Below are 22,173 nucleotides of genomic sequence, written 5' to 3'. Positions count from 1 at the left end.
GCGATTTCGGATAAGCTGACTCCACCTTGAATCGTGGAGGATTTAAACGTGGGTGAACAGGATCATAAGGAAAACCAACCCGTGATGGACGTGGCGACCGTAGATGACTTTGAGCACGTCAGTCATTCGTCAATCCTTACCATGACGAACACCCTCCACTTCCATACATTGCAGGAAGTATTCCAAAGGGCGGCTCAAGCTGCCAAAGAGTTGGGAGATGCCGCTGCCGGACGTGCATACAGCGTGCTTGCTGTGATTTGTAGTTACCACTTCAATCCCAACAGGACTGACGCGTTTAGCCCTCAAATGATCATGGATGGTCGGAGGTCACTAATACCGAGTGATTACATAGGTGAGCAGCAAGACGCCTTAACGCAAGTCACTGACCATATAGACCATCCATTGCTTCGTGCGCGAATCGCAGACAGTTGCTGGTACACGAATAGAAAGCTTCACAGAATGGCGGAGATTGCGTCTACCTCGTACCTCGATGCCGTGAATCTATTCTTTACTGGAGGCCTACTGTATCAATACGAGTCAGATTTCGAAGTCCCTTCAAAGGTTGTTGATCTTATTGAGCGAGCATTTGCGATATACGCTTCAACCGGGAAGAGAAAGGCTATTCCGGATTATGCAAAAGGGACGTTCGCAAAAGCCTATGAGATTACAAAAGACAAACTAAATTTGATTTCTTTCCATAGACTTTCCTCCCTAGGTCAGAACTTCGGTTTGCTTGAATGGGGAGACATAGCCAAGGACGCAGAGTCAATGGCTACTGCTACCAAGGACAAACAATACGCAGAAGCAGTGAAAAAAGTCTGGCTCCATGCCGCTTATGCATACTCCAAAGTAGGCGACAAAGAAGCCTCGGCCCGGTGCAAGTTAGACGCTGTTGACCAGACACTAAGAATGAGGGATGCAATCGGTTCAAATATGGCTAAAGCGTCATGGACAAGAGACGCGATTGGTGAGCTCAGATCTATTGGTGGAATGAATGAGCGAATCAATGAGCTAAAGCTAGAGTTACAGCAATTTGAAGAAGACTCGCTATCTGAATTGGGTGAGTTCAGCATCCCCGTAGACCTAACTGACGCACGACAGGCAACGATTGATGATTTCGAGAGTCTGGAAGTTCACGAAATGCTGTACCGACTTGCATTCGCCTCGAGGCCACCAGAGAAAATTGCGCTACATAAAAACTGCCTCCAAAAGAAAAGTAAATACTTCCTATCTTCAAGCATGGGGAAAAGTTATTCCGACCAGCAAGGAAAGATGATTGCTCAATCACCATCAGCTGGTTTCGGAGACAAGCCTTCTGAAGAGTGGTTCGATCATGAAGCCCTCACAGAAGTTGGGTTCCACTATCATGTTGAAACCGAAGCCTTCATTAAGCCTGCATGCATCACCATGACTCAGTACGAGTGCATCGACGAGAGACATTTGGAGCCACTCGTTTACCACAGTGCTTTCGTACCACCAGGGCACGAGGCAATTTTTGCACTGGGTTTCGCTCGAATGATTCAAGGAGACATGGTTTCTGCTGTTCACGCACTCATTCCTCAATTGGAAAACTCTCTCCGATACGTGCTTACTAACCGGGGCGCCAGAACAGCAAAGCTCAATGTCGACCTTACGCAGGAAGACCAGTCTCTCAGTCAAATGTACTCGAACCGCAAAGATGAGTTAGAGCAGGCATTTGGCAAGGACATAACTTACATGTTCCATCTACTTTTCAACCTAAAGGGCGGGCCTATGCTGAGGCACGAAATGGCTCACGGCAAACTCACTGCTAGCAACTGCTACGGCGCCCCTTGCATCTACGCATGCTGGCTAATGTTTCACATCACTTGTAGCCCTCTCGTGAAATTTTGGGCAACTCACATTCAGCCGGCAATCCAAGAAGTAGTTCACTAAAAAAACGACAGACCCCAGCTGTGAATTCGCAGTCACCCTCTGCGGATTCACACTCATCGATAGCGAACACTGGCAAGCAATCCGGCCGGCAATCAACAGGTGAGAAAAAATACAAAAAAATCTGCGAACACAGCAAAAACTCTTACAATCCAAGGCCAGATTTCCTACACATTTTCCCCACCGATGCCCAAGAGATAACCCCGTGAGTGACTCAGACAGCTCATCCGCGCCACTGGTTGACGTAGTGAAGCTTGCCGCATCCCTCCAGCGGTTCGCAGATGATCGCGACTGGCAGCAGTTCCACTCTCCCAAAAATCTCATCCTGGCTCTCACTGGCGAGGTAGGAGAGCTGTGCGAGATTTTCCAATGGATGAGCGATGCCGATTCGATCTCCGCCGCAACAGATCCCGAAATCGGCCAAGCCGTAAAGGATGAACTGGCGGACGTACTGATGTACCTGGTTCGCCTGAGCAGCGTGCTCGGCATCGACCTCAACGAGGCTGTGACACGGAAACTCGCCTCGAACGGCCAGAAGTACCCCGTAGATAAAGCCAAAAGCAACAGCAAAAAGTACGACCGACTCTGACCAACACGCATCTAAGGACAACCCGTGATCGTTTACGCTGCGACCAAACAGCAATTTCTTAAAGACAACGATAACGATGACATCGAGGAGGTGATCCTCAGGCATTACAAGGAAGCTACCGGCAAGAACGTTGGCACCTCGGAAATCAGGTCGTGGCAAGGGTCCCTAACATATATGGCCAAGGTCCTTAGAGATGAGGGCCTGCCGAGCGATGCAGGCCTGGCCATTGAATTGCACATTCCGCAGTCGTCGAAGCGAATCGACTTTCTACTCACCGGTCGCGACGAAAACCAGGCAAAAAAGGCCGTACTTATCGAGCTGAAGCAATGGAGTAAGGCCAACGCCACAACCAAGGATGCCATCGTCAAAACGGCATTGGGTGGCGGCCTCATTGAGACCATTCACCCGTCCTATCAGGTGTGGTCATATGCAGCGCTGTTGGAAGGCTTCAACGAGGCGGTGTATGACAAAAGCATCGAAATCCGTCCGTGTGCCTACCTCCATAACTACGTCAGCGACGGCATCATAGATTCGGCTCACTACGAGCCCCACATCAGCAAGGCTCCCCTGTTTCTGAAAGGCCCGGAAGAGCTCAGTAAACTCAGAAGCTTTCTGAAAAAGCATATAAGTCATGGCGACAACAAAGAGGTCCTTTACGAGCTGTCCGAAGGAAAAATTCGCCCGTCCAAGGCGCTAGCCGAAGCACTCGGGGGGTTGATGAAAGGCAAACCCGAGTTCGTGTTGATTGACGATCAGAAAGCAATTTTTGAGTCGGCGCTGGCGGCGGCAAGCGAGGCCTCGGACCAAGCACCCAAGGTGATGATCATCGAAGGTGGACCGGGCACCGGGAAAACTGTTCTCGCTATCAATCTGCTGGTGAAGCTCACCGAATTGAAGCTGATGAGCAAATACGTCTCCAAGAATGCTGCCCCACGCAAGGTCTACGAAAGCAAACTGGTTGGCACCATCAAGCGCAGCCATTTCTCGAATTTCTTTTCAGGCTCTGGGGCATTCATTGACACTGAGCCCAACACATTCGACGCGCTTATCGTGGACGAAGCTCACCGGCTGAATGAGAAAAGCGGGCTTTACGGAAACCTTGGGGAGAACCAAATCAAAGAGCTGATTGACTCAGCGAAATGCTCAATTTTCTTCATTGATGAAGACCAGCGTGTAACCTTGAGCGATATCGGCAGCAAGCAGGCGATACGCGCCTTTGCAAAAGCCAAGGGTGCTGTGGTTGAAGAACACGTGCTGTCTTCGCAGTTTCGCTGCAGTGGTTCTGACGGTTACCTGGCATGGCTGGATGACACACTAGGCATTCGCTCGACGGCAAATCCGACGCTTGAGACTCAAGAGTACGAGTTTAAGGTGTTCGACTCACCTCAGGCGATGCATGAAGCAATCAACGAGAAAAACCACGGAAACAAAGCTCGTGTGGTCGCGGGCTATTGCTGGCCTTGGCTGAGCAAGAAAGACTCCACCGCTGCTGATATCGTCATTGGTGACTACAAACGCCAATGGAACCTGGATCAGGATGGCAGCCTATGGATCATCGCTGAGAACTCCATTGAGCAGGTTGGCTGTATTCATACCTGCCAAGGTTTGGAAGTCGACTACATCGGGGTGATCATCGGGCCAGACCTAATCGTACGTGACGGTAAGGTAGTGACATCCCCGGCCGAGCGCGACAAGCACGATAAATCGATTCGCGGCTGGAAAAAAATGATGAAAGAGCAACCTACCCTGGCGAAAAAAGAAACAGACCTGATCATCAAAAATACATACCGAACTCTGATGACACGTGGGATGAAGGGTTGCTACCTGTACTGCACCGACAAAGAGACTGCGCAGTACTTCGAGAGTCGGCTTAGCCAACACAGCAATCATTGACGGTATCGTTTGCTAGAAGCCCCTGTTCATGTGAGTGGGGACATCGTACGCACAGGGGCGACAATCGTAAGCGTCCACCCAACTCGCCTTACGTAAGTCAGGTCGACACCCACTGATGCGGCAGCAATGTAGGCATGGCCATATACCCAAGGATTGAGTTGCGCCCAATTTCCCTGGCATACGTACCTCTCTGGGGTCAGCTCACCCTAAACGTCGAGATCGCCTTCACCAAGGAGATCATCAAAAAAAGCGGCGCCTGATTCAGATAAGACTAAATTCCCCCTTCCGTTACGGTAAGCAATGGCTCGTGTTTCGAGCTTCTTGATGTGCTCCATTAACATACCGCTTTTCATCCCACACGCTATCAAAACCTCAACCTTATCCTCCGCCTTGCCGATTTCTTCGATATGGATGTTTGACAGACCCGCCGAGTCTTTCAGCAGCACATCCATTGTGAATCCCAACTCCAATGCTCCCCGAAACAGCACCAGCAGCAGGCCTTGGATGTTGCGTGCTAGATCATCTCTGGCATCAATACCATCACTGGTGCGGATGTAGGCAAAGCCATCACGCATGACCAGCTCGTACCCAATCAGATCGTAGAGACTGCGGTAATGATCGAAATTATTCAGTACCTCCTCGAAGTACGGATTTGACTTCAAGCCACCATCAATAAAGACGGTGCGGTTGATCATCTTTCCGTACATGAGCTGACCATAGAGCTCTACAGACAGCTTTCGATTAATCACTTTGGCCTGTGCAATCGGCAGCGAAGGTTCGTGGTCAAACATGTTCAGTCTCCACTTGTAGCTTGTAGTACCTCAGGCTCTCGCAGTCAGTTGCGAGGTTACCGATATGGTAGTGCGGGATGAGGCGAATTCCTTCTCGCTTGCGCAGCCAGCCCACCGACATTAAAAGATCAGTCAACTCGTACCCTTTAAGTCGGCCTTTCAGGTGTTCATGCATGGCGACATGGGCGTCATCGGTAAGCCGTGGCTCCCACTCCTCGACCAGATTACCGATGGCCAACAAGCGAGCATCGCGCCGACGCTTGAGCTCGCCCGACTCGTTGGCCTGCCCGCTGAGCTGGTGAATCTTCCCGGTGCTGATCTTGATGTTGGGCAGCGTTGCGCGCAGATGCTCTGCCAGCGCCAAGCGCTGATTAGCGTCTGGCCACTCAACTTTTGCTTCGAACACTCGCATTTTCAGCCCGGAGTAGGTGTTCAGATGGGCGAAGACAGGGTGCGTGCTGGGCAAAATATTGTCCTTCAAACTCCCATCATGCAGCTCACGCACGCTGCCATAGAGACGATTCCAAGCCTGTTCGATCTTGTCATAGGCACGACGGTGCGCCTCACTCTGCTGGACATAGCGCATCAACGAACCGCTGATGATCGAAATGTCATGCCGGTATGAGCGAATCGACTCGACGGAGTAATAAACCGAGCTGGCCAGCTTGTCGTGACCATAGTGAGCCAGTTGATCGCCGATGCAGGTCAGTGCTGTAAGAGCAGGCTTAGTCCCCTTCAGGTCAGTGTGCTCCCCCAGAAACTGCAAAGCAGGCAGGATATTGCGTAGATAGATGTTGTTGATCTCCCCCAAGGCTTCCTGAGCCTTAGCCACCTCATCAATTACGTCATAGCGCATCCGATCGACGATCTCACCGAGTCGCTGGAGCCGGCCCTGTAGCGCATCCACACACTCCTTCATCTTGGCGGTTGCAGCGCGTATCTCCTTGCGCAGCACGCTCACCTGCTCCTGAAAACCGATATCTTCATTGCTCAGGGAGGGCAGAGTGACAAACACTTCGTATAGTCGATTGAACGAGGCCCGGATCAACTCATAATCAGCACTGTTCAAATGACGCAGACGCGCTCCGTCGAAGTGACGGAACATCTCGATCACGAAGGGGGCAAAAACCATCACGCCACGAGCGCTGTCTACCTGAATGACTAGCCCAACACGCTCAAGGTTTTCAACACAAAGAGCACTTTCTAGTTTGCGCCGCTCGGCCGTCACCTCACGTAAAACCCGCGTATTAGGTAACGGTACTACAGAGTCCAGCAGGGCGCGTAACTTCTGCTGGTACATAACAATGCGTACTTCCTCGCCTTCACCAACTTTATCCATGTGGTCAATCAGATCAAGGAAAACCGCCTTGTTCTGGATCATGTTGATCAGTGCAACGTCTGTTTTGACGACCATCAGATCCTCTACTCTTCCATTTCGGCAGCAAGATCCGGCTCGACAGCCTCAAGGCACTCCAGGGCGATCAATGACTCACTTACTCCGGTATAAAGAATCGTCCGGTTCGGGCTGTAGGACTGGTCAGTTGCGTTGAAGTAGTCGAGATTCATGTAGTTGCCCAGCACTTTGCTGATACCGGAGGTCAGGCCAGGCGTGGCCCCGAACACACAGAAGCCATCCGCGTCGGCGATGTCGCGGGCAGAGCGCAGATTCTTATCATCAAGATTGGATAGCTCATCGATGAACAGCGGCAAGCTGACCTTGGTGTCGGCTTGCAGCAACTCTTTGAGCAGGAAAGCCAGCAGGCGGCAGTTAATCATCACTGAAGTGCCGGTTGATTGCGCTTCTACAGTGAACTCGTCACTGCCGTGAAGCTTGACGCGGTAATCGACGCTGACAATCAGGCGAGCCATGTTTAGGGTGGCATCGCGACGTTGATCGGACTCGACGAACTGAGTGCAGAAACTCCCCAGACGGTCGTAGAGGACTTGTGGTGGTAGCTCACCACCGGTCAGATTCACCGAATCTACGGTCTTCAGCAACTCATCAAACTGGGGATGGAGCTTGCAGTCGATAGCCACAGCCGTGAGGTTGGATACTTTGATTGACGACAGGTGATTCTCGATCTCCTTGATAAAGGTGCTGATCAGGGTGCGCGCGTGCCTGATCGACTGAATCTGGATCATCGTGTCGTCGTTATGCTGAACCACTTGGTTGAAATGGTTGCTCTCCTCCATATCGAGACGACCGTAAAGAACCCGGTACTTCTCATGCAAATTGGTTAGCGTTTCTAGGCTGATGGCGCTGCGATGGGCATGCTCGGCATCATCGTCAAGAGCCACCACATCCAACAGATCGGATACCAGCAACTTGATCTGGTTAAAACTACGGGTGGTGGCTTGGCTGCGACTTTCGATGGTATCCATCAAATCCTGAGTGACCACGATCTCCTGCCGCTCTGCACGCTGGTAACCGGTATTCAAGTACTCCAGACGGGAATGCAGGATGTCGTTGACTGTCCTACCCCAGCGGAGCATGGATTGTTCACGCTCCTTGGCGGCCTCTAATGCCGTCCTGGCCTGATCAACCAGACGGTTGGCCTCGTCGAGCTGCTGGTTGAGCTCAAGACAACGAGCCTCAAGAATTGCGTACTGCTCGGTGGCCTCGCCGTGCTCCTGCCCAAGCCGCACGAACTCCTGTTCAATGAACTCATGGCGTTTCAGAAGAGCAATGTTGCGTTCATCCTTCTCGATTTGAGCCTGCTTAGCAGCAATAGTAGCTTCGATCTGCTCGACTGACATTTTCGTCTTATTGGCAAGATCATTGGCGCGGCGCTTTTGCTGGGTAAGGCGCTTTCCAACAGATGCCAATTCGTCCTTACGGCTCTGTAGCAGCTTTCCAGCATCGTAGTGTTTAACCGGGACTGGAGTCGGACTGCTCAGAAATGTGAGCGAGCCATCCAGCTCATTAAACAGCGCGGTGAAATCACTGATCGTCTCAATATTGCCCTCGAGCAATGGCGGGCACTCGCCGGTGAAGACCTCCTGGTTCAGCGAATAGAGGATGTCCGCTGTGCGGCTGGGGATCTGATCCAGATCCAGGAGTGATGGCCTCGCACCTTCAATAAGGATTTCAAGGTCTTTGACCTTCTGGCTGCCTTTGTTGATCTCGCGCGTTAACTGCTCGAACTCACGGCGAAACTCGCCATCGTCCTTCAGAGCCTTAATGTCGGCTCGATCCTCCTCGACCTGCGCCGCCAGTGCCGCAGCAATCTCTTCCGGGGTCATAGACGCGTAGCCATGCATTGCCGTTGAGAGGTCGATGGAATCCTTCTTGATCCGGTCGTAGTTCTTCCTAATCTCGCCGATTGCGCCTTTTAGCTCCTTGAGCTGGGTATTTTTGCTAATCGCCTGCTCACGCTGATGGTCAGCACCTTCTTTGACCGCACTGTAGTTCGCAGAGCACTGCATGCGAACGTCGAGGTAGGCAGAGCCCTGCTCGTTGATGCTCTGCTCAACGTCACACAATAAGTTCATCAGATCCGAACTTTGAGCATAAAAATCTGCGAAGCCTTGATTGAAACGGTCCCAGTACGGCTGTCCGTTACGAATCATCTGGAGCCGATTTTTTACCGAGCTCAGGGTTTCATAGCGCGACAGAATTTCGATGAGGTTGACGTTCAGCTCAGCCTCAGTACGATCCTTTCTGCCTTCAATAATCGTGGCGATGGTGTCCGGCAGAGTACGTTTGTCTTTGGCTGCAATGTCAAAGGCCAGGTGGATCAGGCGCTTCCAGGCATCAATCTCGCGAGCCTGCTGCCCCCCACTCTTGAGCGGCAGCAGACAAAAGCGTCCGGCATCAGGGCGTGTCGGCTGGTGCTTGTAAATTCGCTCCTTGATATTAGCTACATCCTTGATCACAACAGCGCCTAGCCTTTTCAGGGGCAGTTCAATCTGTGATCTCGACAACTCTTCAATTGGTGCGCCCATCCCTCCATTGAGGCTAGATTCATGATTCCAGAACAGGTGCTCGATTTCTGAATATTGCACTGGCACAGCGGTACGCTCATAGCTGTATTGCTTGGTTCCCACGTTAAGGATGATACAAAACGGACCATGCGGGTTTTCCGCTTCAAGAACCATGAAGGAGTTTCGCTCGGGAAAATAAAATCCAAAAGTCGCATCTCGACCGTAATAGCCTTTTGTGCTTTTGAATCCAAACTTCCTCTCACAATCGTGGAGGTTTTCTTCGGGCAAAAGAAAGAACTTCAATGCATTGAGCATTGAAGTCTTACCCTTATTATTATCGCCGAGCAAGGCTGTGTGTTGGTCGATACGAACCTTCGTATAGCAGTATGCCCCGCTATTTATCAAAACGATCTGCTTCATTTTAAAGGTTTCGTGAAACATAGATTCAATGCTCATGGCCGCTCCCCAAATACTACTGACCCAAGTAGGTTTCTTGCTCAAGTACTTTGCTAGTCTCACGCATAAACTGGATCAATTGATCTGTTTCAGGTGATAACCCCTGATATTTAATTACCTCTTGGCGTTGCTGATCAGTCAACGCGTACTTTGACTGAGCCAGGCGCTCTCTCACGTCAGGCGGCACAAGGAATACGGGGGGCTTGTCGTGCAGCAAGGTGGTCAAGGAAGCGAACATCCGTAGCCCCCCAATGTCCACATCAAACAAGCAATACAGCCTATCGAACTGACCTAACATTTTTGCATTCAGCCTGTTAGTCACCTGGTTGCCCGAACCGGAAATCAACTCAATATCACTAGCAGTAACAGCCAAAATTTCAGCAATGAATGGCAGCGTTTCATCGACTCGAAGGAAGTTCTCCAGATTCTCGACAATAACTCCCACCTTGCCCAACACGCGCGGCAGCACCCAAGACCCAGCCTCAGTCACCGCAACAGCCGGATGCCGGTGCTGAAAAGAGCGAAACATCAGTAGCGACTCGGAGACACCAATTCGATGACTGTTGCCGTCTATAGCAGCACCGACTCGCCCCCCAACATCAGAAGGCCTGAACCTCATCAAGAGCTCATCGAATGCAGCCGAAAGAAGCACTTCGACGTGATAACTATTTTTTTTAAGCTTCTTGGAAAAAAATATTCGACTGATATCTGCACGTGCCACGCCAGCAGCCAAAAGCTTGGCAATCAGTGCATCAAAATTGATGGGCTGCCTAGATTGAATCTTGTCAAGGTAGCGATAAATGACAGATGACATTGGACTTCCTTGTAGAGCTGTAAACATTCAAGAAATTACGGCCGGGCTCAATGAAAAACGCCCTCCTTCGTGAGGATGCATCCGCTAGGCCTCCCGCTCCATTCTGATCAAGCGCCCGTACTGCTGCGATCAAGCGGCCACTCCGCACTATGCAAGCCTTTGATTGAGTTCGGCAATCACGATATGTAATCTTTAGCGACTCATCTAGAGTGTTTACCTGTACAGGTAAAGTTTTCGAACAGATGGAGGGACCATGAAACGCAAGCAGTCGATCGAGTCCATACGTTGGGATCTAGCACTGCGCTATCGTCTGATCGAGACAGTGGTCTGGTGGGAAGGCCGCCTGACCACCAATCACCTGATGCAGAGCTTCGGCATCAGCCGTCAACAAGCGTCGAAGGATATCAACACCTACATCAACGAACATGCGCCGAAGAACCTCGAATATGACAAGCATTTGAAGGGATACGTCCCAAGCCGCCGCTTCCAACCGCTGTTCATCGACGACAGCGCCAGTGCCTATCTGCACCTTCTCAACCAGAACCATGAGCGCGCCCCACACATCGAGGGTCTGGCACTTGCTTATGCACACACAGAGGTATTAGCAGTGCCGGATCGCTCGGTACGGCCGGAAGTGCTGCGTCCGCTGCTAAAAGCCTGCCGGGATGGTCTGCGCCTGGAGTGCGAGTATGTGTCCTTCACCAGCCCCGGTGGCGAAACTCGCCTGATCGCCCCGCACACCTTGGTTTACACCGGAATGCGCTGGCACGTGCGGGCCTATTGCGAGAAGAATCGGGATTATCGCGACTTCGTTCTGAGCCGATTCCGCGGCATACCGGATCTGATGGATGATCCTACAGACCACGGCCGCGAGAGTGATCCGGGCTGGACCACCTTGCTGCAGGTGATCATCGAACCCGACTCGCGTCTGAAACCGGAACAACGCGCCATCATCGAGGCCGACTACGGCATGCGGGATGGCCGACTGCCAATCGAAACCCGTGGCTCACTAGTGCAATACGTGCTGCAGCGCTATCAGATCGACCCAACCAAAGTGCATGCCAAGGCGACAGCGCAGCAGATTGTCGTCGCCAACCTGGATGAGCTGCAGCCTTGGCTGTACCACTGAGCAAAGGTAAATACGTGGTCACGCCGCCGATTCTCTACACCCTGCACATCTAACTGGAGCAGATGCAACTCAATCCGTCGATCTGGAGGCGCATCCGCGTCAGCGGCGATTGTACCCCGGGGGAGTTGCTCTGTTAGATCCTCTCACATGTCGGCCTGATCCAGATTGGAAAACCCGCGCCCCTTGCAAGCGAGATCCCGATGCAGCTGCAATCTACCGAGATAGTCTCATGACCGAGTTAACCATTGTCGATATTTACTGGACCGAACGGACCAAGCTCCAATATGACGCCCAAAAGCAGACGTACATCCCTCCTGGGAACGGCGATATGGATGGAAACGGGTTCTATTGCGTCTATGGGCGCCATCCCGTTTACGGCCCTGACGTGCTTCTGTACATCGGCGAAACGAAGGAGACGGAGAGTGGCCGGTCCTTTCGAGATCGGCTAGGTGAACACCTAAAAGGGCGATTTTGGTACCACGCCAACCTGTCCGTCGCACTTGGCACCCCAGACTGCAACCAGAAACTCATGCCACAAGAAATCCGTTTCGTAGAGTCGATCTTAGTCGCTGCTCACAAACCAGCTCTGAACCGCGTGCATATCGACTGCGCAATGGAAGGTTCTGAGCGCTTTCTGGTCAGGAATTGGGACTTTCCTGACGCACTTCAGCATGAGTGTTCGGGCTACTACTGGCGGCAGTAACAGCATAGCCAGACTGTTTGATCTGGCCCAAGTATCGACAGCGCAACATCATCAAGCGCATGTTTGGCTGGGAGAAGGAGAACCGCCGGATCGTGACACGCTTGGACGAGCTCGCGAAAAGCTATGCAGCTAGGGTATCGCTGGCTTGTTCCATGCGGTTTTTGCGACACCTCTTCTCGTACGGAGCCTATGAGCCCCTGACCTGCGAGCCCAAGGGCAACAATCAACAGCGCGACCATCTGCTTGATAGATTCGGCTCCGATTCGTTTTAGGGGGCGGAGCTGAAAAAGCACCGTCCATCGGAATCCAGTCCACACAGCGTTCCAACTGGTATTCCAAGCAAGTTGACCAAACATTTGTTTACCAGCCAAAACAACTAGATACCGCCTTATTTCAAATTACCCCGGCTCATAGAATCCGATTTGAACGCTAGTAACACCCTCAACGCAGCCCCCTCAAGTAGCCTCGCCTTTTTCCCCCCCCCCCCCCACCCCCCTCCCCAACTCACCAATCAAAAAATCCCTAAACGCAGAAACCGCCGTAGGCAAATTCCGCCCAGCCATGCTCTGCAGTTCAATACGCCGTGCCTGCATGCCCTCATCAAGGATCGGCAAGCATCGCAACTGTTTGTCCGCTACTTGTTTCTGCAAGGTCATCTCGCTGGCCAGGCTGATCACGCCTTCTTCGCGGACGAAGCTATAGAGCGCGGCAACGTAGTTAGTGGTCAGGACCGGGTCGAATAACAACCCCTGTACACCGCAACAGATGTCGAACAGTTGCCGTATCGTGGTATCGGCCTTTGGTAACGCTATGGGCCAGGGTTGCAGCTCGGCGAGGCTGACCGCTTCGCGTCCGGCCAGGGGATGTGAATTGGAGACCACGGCAAAAATGGCCCCGCTGAGGAAATGCTCGACTTTGACTTCCTTTTGCGGCGACAGGCTGAAGGTCATCGCCAGGTCGGCTTCCCCGGAGCGAACCTTCTCGGTCGCCTCGGCAGGCGCGCAGACCTCCAGCGTGAAATGAATGCCCTGATACTCACGCCTGAACGCGCTGATGCTCCTGGGCATGTATTCCAGTGCAAAACCTTCCGAGCAGGCGACATGCACGTGTCCTCGTTGCAAGCCGTGCAGCTCGGTAATTTCCAGCACCACCTGCTCGGCCTCAAGTTGCGACTTGCGTGCATAGGCCGCCAATCGCACCCCCGCTTCGCTGAGCACCATGCCTCGGGCACGACGTTCGAACAGGCTGGCGTCCAGGGCCAGTTCAAGCTTGGAGATCTGTCGGCTTACCGCTGACGCCGCAACATTCAGCCGCATTGAGGCTTCGCTGATGGATCCGCATCGCGCCACTTCAAGAAAGTAGCGCAGTGCCGTGGACTGCACGCCATGCAGTTGCATAGGAGCCCCCAAGGGTTGCCTTTTCGGCAAAGGAAGTATCGAAATATTGAACTTGCGGCATTGATACCCTTTCCCTACATTCGTGTCCAGACCAAGAAAACATTGCCTGACCGCTTCATCCTCCTTTGCGCGTTTGCGATTCGCTGCCCTTTGATTCAACCACTCTCGCCAACGGAGACGACGGCATGGGCATCAAAGGTTTCGCCTGCAGTTTTGCGCTGATGGGCCTCATCAGCAGTTTTCCGGCTCATGCCGGTAAAGCCAACGACACCCTGGTTTACGCTTCCGACAGCGAGCCTGAAAACATCAGCCCCTATCACAACGATTTGCGCGAAGGGGTGATTCTCGGCCGGCTGATATGGGACAACCTGATCTACCGCGATCCCAAAAGCGGCGACTACAAACCCATGTTGGCCACCAGCTGGAAACAGGTCGACGACACCACCATCGACTTTGAGCTGCGCAAAGGCGTCAAATTTCACAACGGCGACGCCTTCACCGCCGACGACGTGGTGTTCACCCTCAATTACGTGGTGTCGCCCGAAGCGAAAGTCGTTACCGTGCAAAACGTCGACTGGATCAGCAGCGCTGAAAAAACCGGTGACTACAGCGTTCGCCTTCATTTGAAAAAAGCGTTTCCTGCGGCACTGGAATACCTGTCCAACGCCGTACCGATGTACCCCAAAACGTATTTCGAAAAAGTCGGCCTGGCTGAATTCAGTCGTAAGCCGATTGGCACCGGTCCCTATAAAGCGGTGTCAGTCGTGGCGGGCGAAGGCGTGACCATGGCGCTCAATAAGGACTACTTCAAGGACAGCCCACAGGGCCAACCGCACATCGCGCATCTCACGTTTCGGGTTATCCCGGACGCAGAAACCCGTCTGGCCGAGCTGATGACCGGCGGTGTCGACTGGACCTGGCGCGTTGCCCCGGACCAGGCAGTCAACCTCAAGAGCATGCCGAACCTGACCGTGATCAGCGGCGAAACCATGCGCATCGGTTTCCTGATCCTCGATGCTCGTGGCACCTCGACTGAAAACTCACCGATGAAAAACCTTAAGGTGCGTCAGGCCATCAACCACGCCATCAACCGCGAGGCACTGGCCTCGCAGCTGGTGGGCGGCGAAGCCAAACCCTTGCAGGTCGCCTGCTATCCGGGTCAATTCGGTTGCGACACCACGGCGGCCACGGTCTACAACTATGACCCGGCCAAGGCCAAGGCGCTGCTCGCTGAAGCCGGTTATCCGAATGGCTTCGAGACAGAAATCTTCGCTTACCGCGACCGTGATTACGTAGAAGCGATCATCGGCAACCTGCGCGCCGTGGGCATCAACGCCAAGCTGCGCTACCTGAAATACGCAGCCCTGCGCGATCAGCAACGTGGCGGCAAGATACCGATGTCGTTCCAGGCCTGGGGTTCGTTCTCGATTCTCGACACCTCGGCGTCCGCCGGGACCTGGTTCAAAGGCAACCCGGACGACAACATCAAGGATCCGCAAGTCCAGGGCTGGTTGCAGACCGCCGACAACGCCCTCGACCCGCAAGTGCGCAAGGACAACTACCGCAAGGCGTTGCAGCGCATCAGCGAGCAAGCCTATTGGGCGCCGCTGTTCAATTACTCGATGAACTACGCCTATACCTCCGAGCTGGCGTTCACGCCCTACCCGGATGAGCTACCGCGTTTCGTTCTATCCAGCTGGAAGTAATCGACAGGTGCCGTGACGCGCAGTCTTAGCCGCGCTACGGCAAGCCCCCACCTATCAGCCTATGGATACGAGGAAACTTGCCATGCTTGGATTCCTTCTGCGCCGTCTAGGTATCGCATTCTGCGTTGCAATTACCGTGTCGGTGATCAGTTTTTCTCTTTTGCATCTGTCCGGCGACCTGGCCACTGCCATTGGCGGGCCGGAGGCCAGCAGCGAACAAATCGAGCAGATCCGCGTGCAGTACGGTTTGGACAAACCACTGCCGACCCAGTACTTCAACTGGCTGGGCGATTTGCTGCAGTTGGATCTGGGCAACTCTTTTTTCTTTCAGGAATCGGTCTACAACCTGATCGTCAACCGCCTGCCCATCACCCTCGGCCTGGGGGCGATGGCGTTGGGCATTGCCCTGCTGGTGGCGATTCCGCTTGGGGTGCTGGCCGCAGTCAAACGTGACACCTGGATTGACCGCCTGGCGTTGAGCATTGCCGTACTGGGTCAGGCGATGCCAAGTTTCTGGTTTGCGCTGATGTTGATCGTGGTGTTCGCGGTGACGCTCAAGTGGCTGCCGGTGTCCGGCAACTCGACCCTGCTGCACTTCGTCATGCCGGCCATTGCCTTGGGCTACTACGCGACGCCGGCAATCATGCGCCTGACCCGCGCAGGCATGCTGGATGTGCTCAGTTCCGATTACATCCGCACCGCCCGCGCCAAGGGGCTGCGCCCTGCCCGCGTGTTGTTCAAGCACGCACTGCGCAACGCCTTGATTCCGGTCGTCGCGCTGGCGGCGGTGGAGTTCGGCTTCATGCTCGGCGGTTCGGTGGTGATCGAAACCGTGTTCTCCCTGCAAGGCATCGGACAGCTCGCCTGGGACGCCATCGCCCGGGACGACTTTCCGGTGGTACAGGCCGTGGTCCTGCTGATCGCGGTGATCTACATCATCCTCACCTTGCTGGCCGATGTGCTCAACGCACTGCTCGACCCGCGCATTCGCGTGCGCTAGGAGGCTTCCATGAGCACCCCCACTACCCTCGCGATCAATGACTACCTGCCACCACCGAGCAGCCTGAGCCGAGTCCTTGGCAAGAGCTTTCGTCATCGTGGTTTCGCCATCGGCGCGGTGTTGTTGCTGATCATCTTCGCCGGCGCACTGTTCGCCCCGTGGCTGGCACCTTACGACCCTTATGGGCAAGACGTGATGCTGCGCATGAAACCGCCGGTATGGATGGCCCAGGGCACCTGGGAACACGTCCTCGGCACCGACAAGCTGGGCCGCGATTACCTGTCGCGACTGCTCTATGGCGCACGTATTTCGCTGTTCATCGGTATTTCCGCAGCGCTGATTTCCGGTTTCATCGGCACAGTGATGGGCCTGCTGGCCGGTTACTACGGCGGCAAGGTCGATGCGCTCATCAGTTACTTGATCACAACCCGGTTGGCGATGCCGGTAGTGATGGTCGCGCTGGCCTCAGCCTCGCTGATGGGCGGCTCACTGAAAGTGGTCATCGTGCTGCTCGGCTGCCTGTTATGGGATCGCTTCGCGGTGGTGGTCAGGGCCTCGGTGCAGCAGATTCGCGATGCCGAATACATCGCTTCGGCACAAGCCCTGGGTTGCTCGACGTTGCGCATCCTGGCCAGTGAAATCCTGCCCAACCTGATCGGCGCATTGATCGTGGTCGCCACCCTGGAAATGGCCCACGCGATCCTGCTGGAGTCGGCGCTGTCATTCCTCGGGGTTGGCGTGCAACCGCCGACGCCATCCTGGGGCTTGATGATCGCCGAAGGCAAACCCTACATGTTCTTTTCCCCGTGGGTCATCGCCATTCCCGGCGTCGCCCTGATGGTTCTGGTACTGGGCATCAACCTGGTCGGCGACGGCCTGCGTGATTTGATCCTGCCCGACGGCCGTAATTGAAAGGAGTACCGGACATGGCACTACTCCATGTTGAAAACCTGCGCGTGGACATTCCCATGGGCAACAGTCCGACGCCGGATGACATGCTGCATGCCGTGCGCGGTCTGGACTTTGAAGTCGAGCGCGGTGAAATGTTGTGCATCGTCGGCGAATCCGGCTGCGGTAAATCCCTGACCTCGTTGGCGCTGATGGACCTGTTGCCACGCAAGGCTAAACGCACCGCATCCCGGCTGACCCTGGACGGCATCGACATACTCGGCCAGAGCGAGCGGCGCATGTGCGACCTGCGCGGCAACCGTCTGGCCATGATCTTCCAGGAACCAATGACCTCGTTGAACCCGGCCTACAGCATTGGCGATCAGCTCAGCGAAGTGCTGACTCAGCATCGCAAAGTGTCACGCAAGGATGCCCTGGTTCGCGCCGCGCAAATGCTGGAGAAAGTCGGTATCAGCAATGCTGCCGAGCGCTTGCGTCAGTATCCGCATCAACTGTCTGGCGGGTTGCGTCAGAGGGTGATCATTGCCATGGCGTTGATGTGCGAACCGGACCTGATCATCGCCGATGAGCCAACCACGGCACTGGACGTGACCATTCAAGCGCAGATATTGCGCTTGATCCGCGACATTCAGAAAGAACTCGGCCTGGCGGTGATCTTCATCACCCACGACCTTGGGCTGGTGGCACGGATCGCCGATCGGGTCGCCGTGATGTACGCCGGGGAAATCGTCGAAACCGCCCCGGCCTTGCAACTGTTCGAGAACCCGCAGCATCCATACACCCGCGGTCTGCTGGCCAGTATTCCAATCCCTGGCCGGACCAAGCCGGGTGAAGCGCTGGGCTCGATTCCAGGCCTGGTGCCAAGCCTGGTGGGCGAACAGCACGGTTGTGCGTTCCGCAATCGCTGCGGCCAGGCGATACCTGCCTGCGCACAACACATCCCCGAAGTCGAGCAGGACGGACACATGGCGCGCTGCCTTTTCGCCGCACCCGCCCCGGCACCGATCCGCCTTCAGGAGAGTGTGAGGTCATGAAAAAAGACATCGCTTTGGAGCTGTGTGACATCCGTCGCGAGTTCCGGATCAACAAGGGCTTTTTCAAACCCGCCGCCACCTTGAAGGCTGTCGACGGCGTGTCCCTGCGTCTGATGCGTGGCGAGACCCTCGGTCTGGTAGGCGAGTCCGGTTGTGGAAAAAGTACCCTGGCCAAGATGCTGCTCGGTCTGTTGCCGCCTACCAGCGGCGATGTGCTGGTCAATGGCAAACATCTGGCGGCGACAGATCGCAAGGAAATGTCCCGGCACATCCAGCCGATATTCCAGGACCCGTATTCCTCGCTGAACCCTCGCAAGACACTGCGCGAAATCGTTACCCTGCCGCTGGTCGTGCATGGCATCGGCACCGCCGCCGAGCGGCGCAAGCGGACCGAAGAGATGCTTGAGGTGGTCGGCCTGCCCAAGCGAGTCATCGACAGCTATCCGAGCCAACTGTCCGGCGGCCAGCGGCAACGGGTGGCCATTGCCCGGGCGTTGATCATGCGCCCTGACGTGTTGATCTGCGACGAACCCACCTCCGCGCTGGACGTTTCGGTGCAGGCGCAGATTCTCAACCTGTTGCAAGACCTCAAGCGCGAGCTCGGCCTGACCTATCTATTGATCAGCCATAACCTGGCGGTCATCGAACACCTCGCCGACCGGGTCGCGGTGATGTACCTGGGGCGCATCGTCGAAGAACGCACCCGCGAATCGCTGTTCGCTCACCCCGACCACCCTTATACCCGCGCCTTGCTGGATTCGGTGCTCACGCCCGATCCGCGCCTGGGCATTCCCGATATCGGCCTGCATGGGACTTTTCCCAATCCGATGTCACCGCCGTCCGGCTGCGCGTTCCATCCCCGCTGCCCGAGCTGCTTCGCACCGTGCAAGACGGCCTACCCGGCCAATGATTCGATTATCGGGGGCAACGTGCGTTGCCACCTTCACGACCATCCTGCCCAAACATCGGAGCTTGCCCACTCATGAGTCGTTCATTGGCAATCAGCAACACCACGGAGCAATTCGACAACGGCGCATTTTTCAGCCTGCTCGAACGTAGCGTCGCCTTGCACACCGAAAGCCAGGCAATGGACAGCCGGCCTGAGTTGTACCGCTACCTCAGTGACTTCATCACCCCACATGTCGAGGCGATGGGCTTCAGCGTCAAGATCTACGACAACCCGGTGCCAGAGCGCGGTCCCTTCCTGATCGCCACCCGCATTGAGCATCCGGAGCTGCCGACCGTTCTCAGTTACGGCCACGGTGATGTGGTGCGTGGCTATGAAGCGCAATGGCGTGAAGGCCTGTCGCCGTGGCAAGTCACTGTCGAAGGCGATCGCTGGTACGGGCGTGGCACGGCCGATAACAAAGGCCAGCACCTGATCAACCTGACCGCGCTGGAGCAAACACTCAAGGCTCGCGTCGGCAAACTGGGTTTCAACGTCAAACTGCTGCTGGAAATGGGCGAAGAAGAAGGCTCGCCGGGCTTGAATGCATTCTGTGCAGCGCACAGTGAAGAACTCGCGGCGGATATTTTCATCGCCTCGGACGGCCCGCGCCTGGCAGCATCACGACCGACGATTTTTCTCGGCTCACGCGGGGTGTTCAACTTCGAGCTGGCGGTCCATTTACGCGAAGGTGCGCATCACTCGGGCAACTGGGGCGGGCTGCTGGCCAACCCCGGCATCATTCTGGCCAATGCCATCGCGAGCATGGTCGATGAACACGGTCGGGTGAAAGTTGCGGGGCTGATGCCCGAGACACTGCCGGAGCCGGTTCGGCAGGCACTGGCCGATATTGACGTTGGTGGCGGACCGGGCGATCCGGAAATCGACGCCAACTGGGGTCATCCGGAGCTCTCGCTGAGCGAAAAGGTGTTCGGCTGGAACACCCTCGACGTCATCGCCTTCAAGACCGGCAACCCGGACGCCCCCGTGCATGCGATCCCTGGCAAGGCCAACGCCCACTGCCATATCCGCTTCGTGGTGAACAGCGACTACACGACCTTTATTCCGGCGGTGCGCACCCACCTGGATGCCCATGGTTTCAGCAATGTAGAGGTCAGGCAAAGCCGTATCGATGTGATGCATGCCACTCGGCTGGACCCGCAAAGCCCATGGGTCGATTGGGCGCTCAGCTCCTTGGCACAGACCACCGGCAAAAAACCTGCGCTGCTGCCAAACCTCGGTGGCTCGCTGCCCAACGATGTGTTCGCGGACGTGCTCGGCCTGCCAACATTGTGGGTACCGCACTCGTACCCGGCATGCTCACAACATGCGCCGAACGAACACCTGCTGGCACCAGTGGTCAAGGAAAGCCTGCAGATCATGGCCGGGCTGTTCTGGGACCTGGGCAACGACGCGGCACGCCTGACTCAGGAACATCTGGCACGGGAGCAGGCGCAATGAGCGCCTCTCCACAACAGGCGCTGGACTGGCTAGCTGATCAGCGCCAAGCCATGGAAGCGCTGCTACAGCGTATCGTCGACACCGACTCCAACAGCTATGACAAAACGGGCGTCGACGCGGTGGGCGCACTGCTCGCGGCTGAGCTGGAAGCCGACGGCATCCTGCTCAAGCGCATGCCGGTCGATGGTTTTGGCGACGTGATACTCGCCGAGGTGCCAGGCGAATCTGGCAAACCGGTGCTGTTACTGGGCCATCGAGACACGGTATTCCCCAAAGGCACCACCACGACGCGCGGCTACAGCCGCGACGCCAACCTCGCCTATGGCCCCGGCGTCGCCGACATGAAAGGCGGCCTGGTGCTCAATTGCTTCGCCCTCATGGCACTCAAGCGCGCCGGTCAGTTGCCCTATCCGGTGCAGGTTCTGTACACCGGTGACGAAGAAATCGGCTCCGGCAGCGCCAGGCCCCATATTGAACGCGCAGCCCGTGCCGCTCGCGCCGTGCTCAATACCGAACCCGGCCGGGCGAGCGGTAACGTGGTCAGCGCACGCAAAGGCGGTGCCACGCTGATCATCGAAGTCAGCGGCCGCGCGGCGCACGCTGGGGTCAACCACGCCGACGGAGCCAGCGCCATAGAGGCCCTGGCACGCAAGATCGTCAAGCTCCATGCCTTGACCGACTACTCGGCAGGTATCACCACCAACGTTGGCCTGATATCCGGTGGCACGTCCAGCAACACCGTTGCGCCTAGCGCCTCCGCTCGGCTGGACGTACGCTTCATCGAACTCAAGCACTGGGATCAGATCCTGACCGCCATCCTGGCCATCGTCGCAGAGGAAGAACTGATCGGTACCAGCGCTATCCTCAAGGAAGCGACGACCTTTCTACCGATGGAAGCCCATCACAGCGAGCGGCTGCTGAACATCTACCAACAAAAGGCGCTGGCGCTGGGTTTCAGCGTCGAAGGCGAGTTCACCGGCGGTTGCGCCGACTCGGGATTCACCGCCAGCCTGGGCATTCCAACCCTGTGTGGCCTCGGGCCGGTGGGTGGCAAGGTCCACACCGATCGCGAATACCTGGAACTGGACACGCTGGTGCCTCGCGCCCAAGCCTTGGTGGCGACTATTCTGGCGGTCGGCGAGAGCTGTTGAGATAACGGGGCGTCGAGATCAAAGTCCAAAGCAAGAACAAGAGCAGGACGCACGTCCAGCCTCTACGTAGCTGAACCACCGCTATCGCGAGCAGGCTCGCTCCCACATGGACTCACGGGTGTTCACAGCATCTGCACACGACACAAAAAACTGTGGGAGCGAGCCTGCTCGCGATGAGGCCAGCAAGCCCAACATCCATGTGACTCAACCACCGCTATCGCGAGCAGGCTCGCGCCCACATGAACTCGCGGGTGTTCACAGCATCTGCACACGACACAAAAAACTGTGGGAGCGAGCCTGCTCGCGATGAGGCCAGCAAGCCCAACATCCATGTGACTCAACCACCGCTATCGCGAGCA

The 22,173-nt window shown here is 55.5% G+C and carries 17 protein-coding genes and 1 pseudogene; 13 read left to right on the top strand and 5 right to left on the bottom strand.

The genetic code is table 11. The annotated features are described in order from the left end of the window. The first annotated feature begins 48 nt into the window (after positions 1 to 48). The 3 genes from FGE05_RS21725 (at position 49) to FGE05_RS21715 (ending at position 4,393) form a co-directional block, all read left to right on the top strand. Complete coding sequence (locus FGE05_RS21725) at positions 49 to 1,914, top strand: hypothetical protein (RefSeq protein ID WP_139648157.1); 1,866 nt, start codon at positions 49 to 51, stop codon at positions 1,912 to 1,914. A gap of 202 nt (positions 1,915 to 2,116) precedes the next feature. After that, on the top strand, positions 2,117 to 2,500 hold the full coding sequence (locus FGE05_RS21720; protein WP_139648155.1) for a nucleotide pyrophosphohydrolase: 384 nt from the start codon (positions 2,117 to 2,119) through the stop codon (positions 2,498 to 2,500). A gap of 24 nt (positions 2,501 to 2,524) precedes the next feature. Then, positions 2,525 to 4,393: a DUF2075 domain-containing protein gene (locus tag FGE05_RS21715; RefSeq protein WP_139648152.1), complete on the top strand. Its 1,869-nt coding sequence runs from the start codon at positions 2,525 to 2,527 to the stop codon at positions 4,391 to 4,393. 206 nt (positions 4,394 to 4,599) lie between these two features. Here the strand turns inward: FGE05_RS21715 and FGE05_RS21710 are convergent, their stop codons facing one another. The 4 genes from FGE05_RS21710 to FGE05_RS21695 are packed head-to-tail and all read right to left on the bottom strand — an operon-like array spanning position 4,600 to position 10,378. After that, on the bottom strand, positions 4,600 to 5,184 hold the full coding sequence (locus FGE05_RS21710; RefSeq protein ID WP_139648151.1) for a hypothetical protein: 585 nt from the start codon (positions 5,182 to 5,184) through the stop codon (positions 4,600 to 4,602). After that, entirely contained in the window at positions 5,177 to 6,598 is a 1,422-nt protein-coding gene (locus FGE05_RS21705; protein WP_139648148.1) for a hypothetical protein, read from the bottom strand. The genes FGE05_RS21710 and FGE05_RS21705 overlap by 8 nt, the downstream gene beginning before the upstream one ends. A gap of 8 nt (positions 6,599 to 6,606) precedes the next feature. After that, positions 6,607 to 9,564, bottom strand: coding sequence for a hypothetical protein (locus FGE05_RS21700; protein WP_139648146.1), 2,958 nt, complete (start codon positions 9,562 to 9,564; stop codon positions 6,607 to 6,609). Between the two features lie 16 nt (positions 9,565 to 9,580). Beyond that, the gene (locus FGE05_RS21695; RefSeq protein ID WP_098467397.1) at positions 9,581 to 10,378 is read right to left on the bottom strand and encodes a hypothetical protein; all 798 of its coding nucleotides are present in this window, start codon (positions 10,376 to 10,378) and stop codon (positions 9,581 to 9,583) included. Positions 10,379 to 10,631: 253 nt separating this feature from the next. Here FGE05_RS21695 and FGE05_RS21690 point away from each other — a divergent pair, with 253 nt between their 5' ends. From FGE05_RS21690 to FGE05_RS21675, 3 genes and pseudogenes are all read left to right on the top strand, one after another. Then, complete coding sequence (locus tag FGE05_RS21690; RefSeq protein ID WP_098467398.1) at positions 10,632 to 11,507, top strand: YafY family protein; 876 nt, start codon at positions 10,632 to 10,634, stop codon at positions 11,505 to 11,507. A gap of 229 nt (positions 11,508 to 11,736) precedes the next feature. Next, on the top strand, positions 11,737 to 12,210 hold the full coding sequence (locus FGE05_RS21680) for a hypothetical protein (protein ID WP_098467399.1): 474 nt from the start codon (positions 11,737 to 11,739) through the stop codon (positions 12,208 to 12,210). A gap of 26 nt (positions 12,211 to 12,236) precedes the next feature. Next, positions 12,237 to 12,392: pseudogene (locus tag FGE05_RS21675) on the top strand (IS5/IS1182 family transposase); the annotation flags it as partial. A 273-nt stretch (positions 12,393 to 12,665) separates the two neighbouring features. On the opposite strand, the gene FGE05_RS21670 reads toward FGE05_RS21675, so the two are convergent. Further along, positions 12,666 to 13,607 carry a LysR substrate-binding domain-containing protein gene (locus tag FGE05_RS21670; protein ID WP_139648144.1) on the bottom strand — a complete coding sequence of 314 codons (942 nt, stop codon included), beginning with the start codon at positions 13,605 to 13,607 and terminating at the stop codon, positions 12,666 to 12,668. Positions 13,608 to 13,792: 185 nt separating this feature from the next. Here FGE05_RS21670 and FGE05_RS21665 point away from each other — a divergent pair, with 185 nt between their 5' ends. From FGE05_RS21665 to FGE05_RS21635, 7 genes are all read left to right on the top strand, one after another. Next, positions 13,793 to 15,313 (top strand): ABC transporter substrate-binding protein, encoded by a 1,521-nt coding sequence (locus FGE05_RS21665; protein ID WP_139648142.1) that lies wholly within the window; start codon positions 13,793 to 13,795, stop codon positions 15,311 to 15,313. Positions 15,314 to 15,395: 82 nt separating this feature from the next. Continuing rightward, positions 15,396 to 16,313: an ABC transporter permease gene (locus tag FGE05_RS21660; RefSeq protein ID WP_139648140.1), complete on the top strand. Its 918-nt coding sequence runs from the start codon at positions 15,396 to 15,398 to the stop codon at positions 16,311 to 16,313. Positions 16,314 to 16,322: 9 nt separating this feature from the next. Further along, entirely contained in the window at positions 16,323 to 17,225 is a 903-nt protein-coding gene (locus tag FGE05_RS21655; RefSeq protein WP_139648138.1) for an ABC transporter permease, read from the top strand. Positions 17,226 to 17,239: 14 nt separating this feature from the next. Continuing rightward, positions 17,240 to 18,256, top strand: coding sequence for an ABC transporter ATP-binding protein (locus FGE05_RS21650; protein WP_139648136.1), 1,017 nt, complete (start codon positions 17,240 to 17,242; stop codon positions 18,254 to 18,256). Then, a complete protein-coding gene (locus FGE05_RS21645) occupies positions 18,253 to 19,242 on the top strand; it encodes an ABC transporter ATP-binding protein (protein WP_139648134.1) in 990 nt (329 codons plus the stop codon). The genes FGE05_RS21650 and FGE05_RS21645 overlap by 4 nt, the downstream gene beginning before the upstream one ends. After that, positions 19,239 to 20,663, top strand: a complete 1,425-nt coding sequence (locus FGE05_RS21640; RefSeq protein ID WP_139648133.1) for a M20 family metallopeptidase — start codon at positions 19,239 to 19,241, stop codon at positions 20,661 to 20,663. Before FGE05_RS21645 ends, FGE05_RS21640 begins: the two co-directional genes overlap by 4 nt. Further along, positions 20,660 to 21,814 (top strand): M20 family metallopeptidase, encoded by a 1,155-nt coding sequence (locus FGE05_RS21635; RefSeq protein ID WP_139648131.1) that lies wholly within the window; start codon positions 20,660 to 20,662, stop codon positions 21,812 to 21,814. The genes FGE05_RS21640 and FGE05_RS21635 overlap by 4 nt, the downstream gene beginning before the upstream one ends. Positions 21,815 to 22,173 lie beyond the last annotated feature (359 nt).

It is taken from the genome of Pseudomonas sp. ICMP22404, assembly GCF_006227205.1.
Classification (GTDB): domain Bacteria; phylum Pseudomonadota; class Gammaproteobacteria; order Pseudomonadales; family Pseudomonadaceae; genus Aquipseudomonas.
This window is presented reverse-complemented; position numbering and strand designations above follow the sequence as displayed.

What these genes read in the sequence shown, in the direction of transcription:
- FGE05_RS21710 (WP_139648151.1), bottom strand. Translation starts at nt 5,184, where the DNA reads ATGTTTGACCACGAACCTTCGCTGCCGATTGCACAGGCCAAAGTGATT.
- FGE05_RS21705 (WP_139648148.1), bottom strand. Translation starts at nt 6,598, where the DNA reads ATGGTCGTCAAAACAGACGTTGCACTGATCAACATGATCCAGAACAAG.
- FGE05_RS21700 (WP_139648146.1), bottom strand. Translation starts at nt 9,564, where the DNA reads ATGAGCATTGAATCTATGTTTCACGAAACCTTTAAAATGAAGCAGATC.
- FGE05_RS21695 (WP_098467397.1), bottom strand. Translation starts at nt 10,378, where the DNA reads ATGTCATCTGTCATTTATCGCTACCTTGACAAGATTCAATCTAGGCAG.
- FGE05_RS21690 (WP_098467398.1), top strand. Translation starts at nt 10,632, where the DNA reads ATGAAACGCAAGCAGTCGATCGAGTCCATACGTTGGGATCTAGCACTG.
- FGE05_RS21680 (WP_098467399.1), top strand. Translation starts at nt 11,737, where the DNA reads ATGACCGAGTTAACCATTGTCGATATTTACTGGACCGAACGGACCAAG.
- FGE05_RS21670 (WP_139648144.1), bottom strand. Translation starts at nt 13,607, where the DNA reads ATGCAACTGCATGGCGTGCAGTCCACGGCACTGCGCTACTTTCTTGAA.
- FGE05_RS21665 (WP_139648142.1), top strand. Translation starts at nt 13,793, where the DNA reads ATGGGCATCAAAGGTTTCGCCTGCAGTTTTGCGCTGATGGGCCTCATC.
- FGE05_RS21660 (WP_139648140.1), top strand. Translation starts at nt 15,396, where the DNA reads ATGCTTGGATTCCTTCTGCGCCGTCTAGGTATCGCATTCTGCGTTGCA.
- FGE05_RS21655 (WP_139648138.1), top strand. Translation starts at nt 16,323, where the DNA reads ATGAGCACCCCCACTACCCTCGCGATCAATGACTACCTGCCACCACCG.
- FGE05_RS21650 (WP_139648136.1), top strand. Translation starts at nt 17,240, where the DNA reads ATGGCACTACTCCATGTTGAAAACCTGCGCGTGGACATTCCCATGGGC.
- FGE05_RS21645 (WP_139648134.1), top strand. Translation starts at nt 18,253, where the DNA reads ATGAAAAAAGACATCGCTTTGGAGCTGTGTGACATCCGTCGCGAGTTC.
- FGE05_RS21640 (WP_139648133.1), top strand. Translation starts at nt 19,239, where the DNA reads ATGAGTCGTTCATTGGCAATCAGCAACACCACGGAGCAATTCGACAAC.
- FGE05_RS21635 (WP_139648131.1), top strand. Translation starts at nt 20,660, where the DNA reads ATGAGCGCCTCTCCACAACAGGCGCTGGACTGGCTAGCTGATCAGCGC.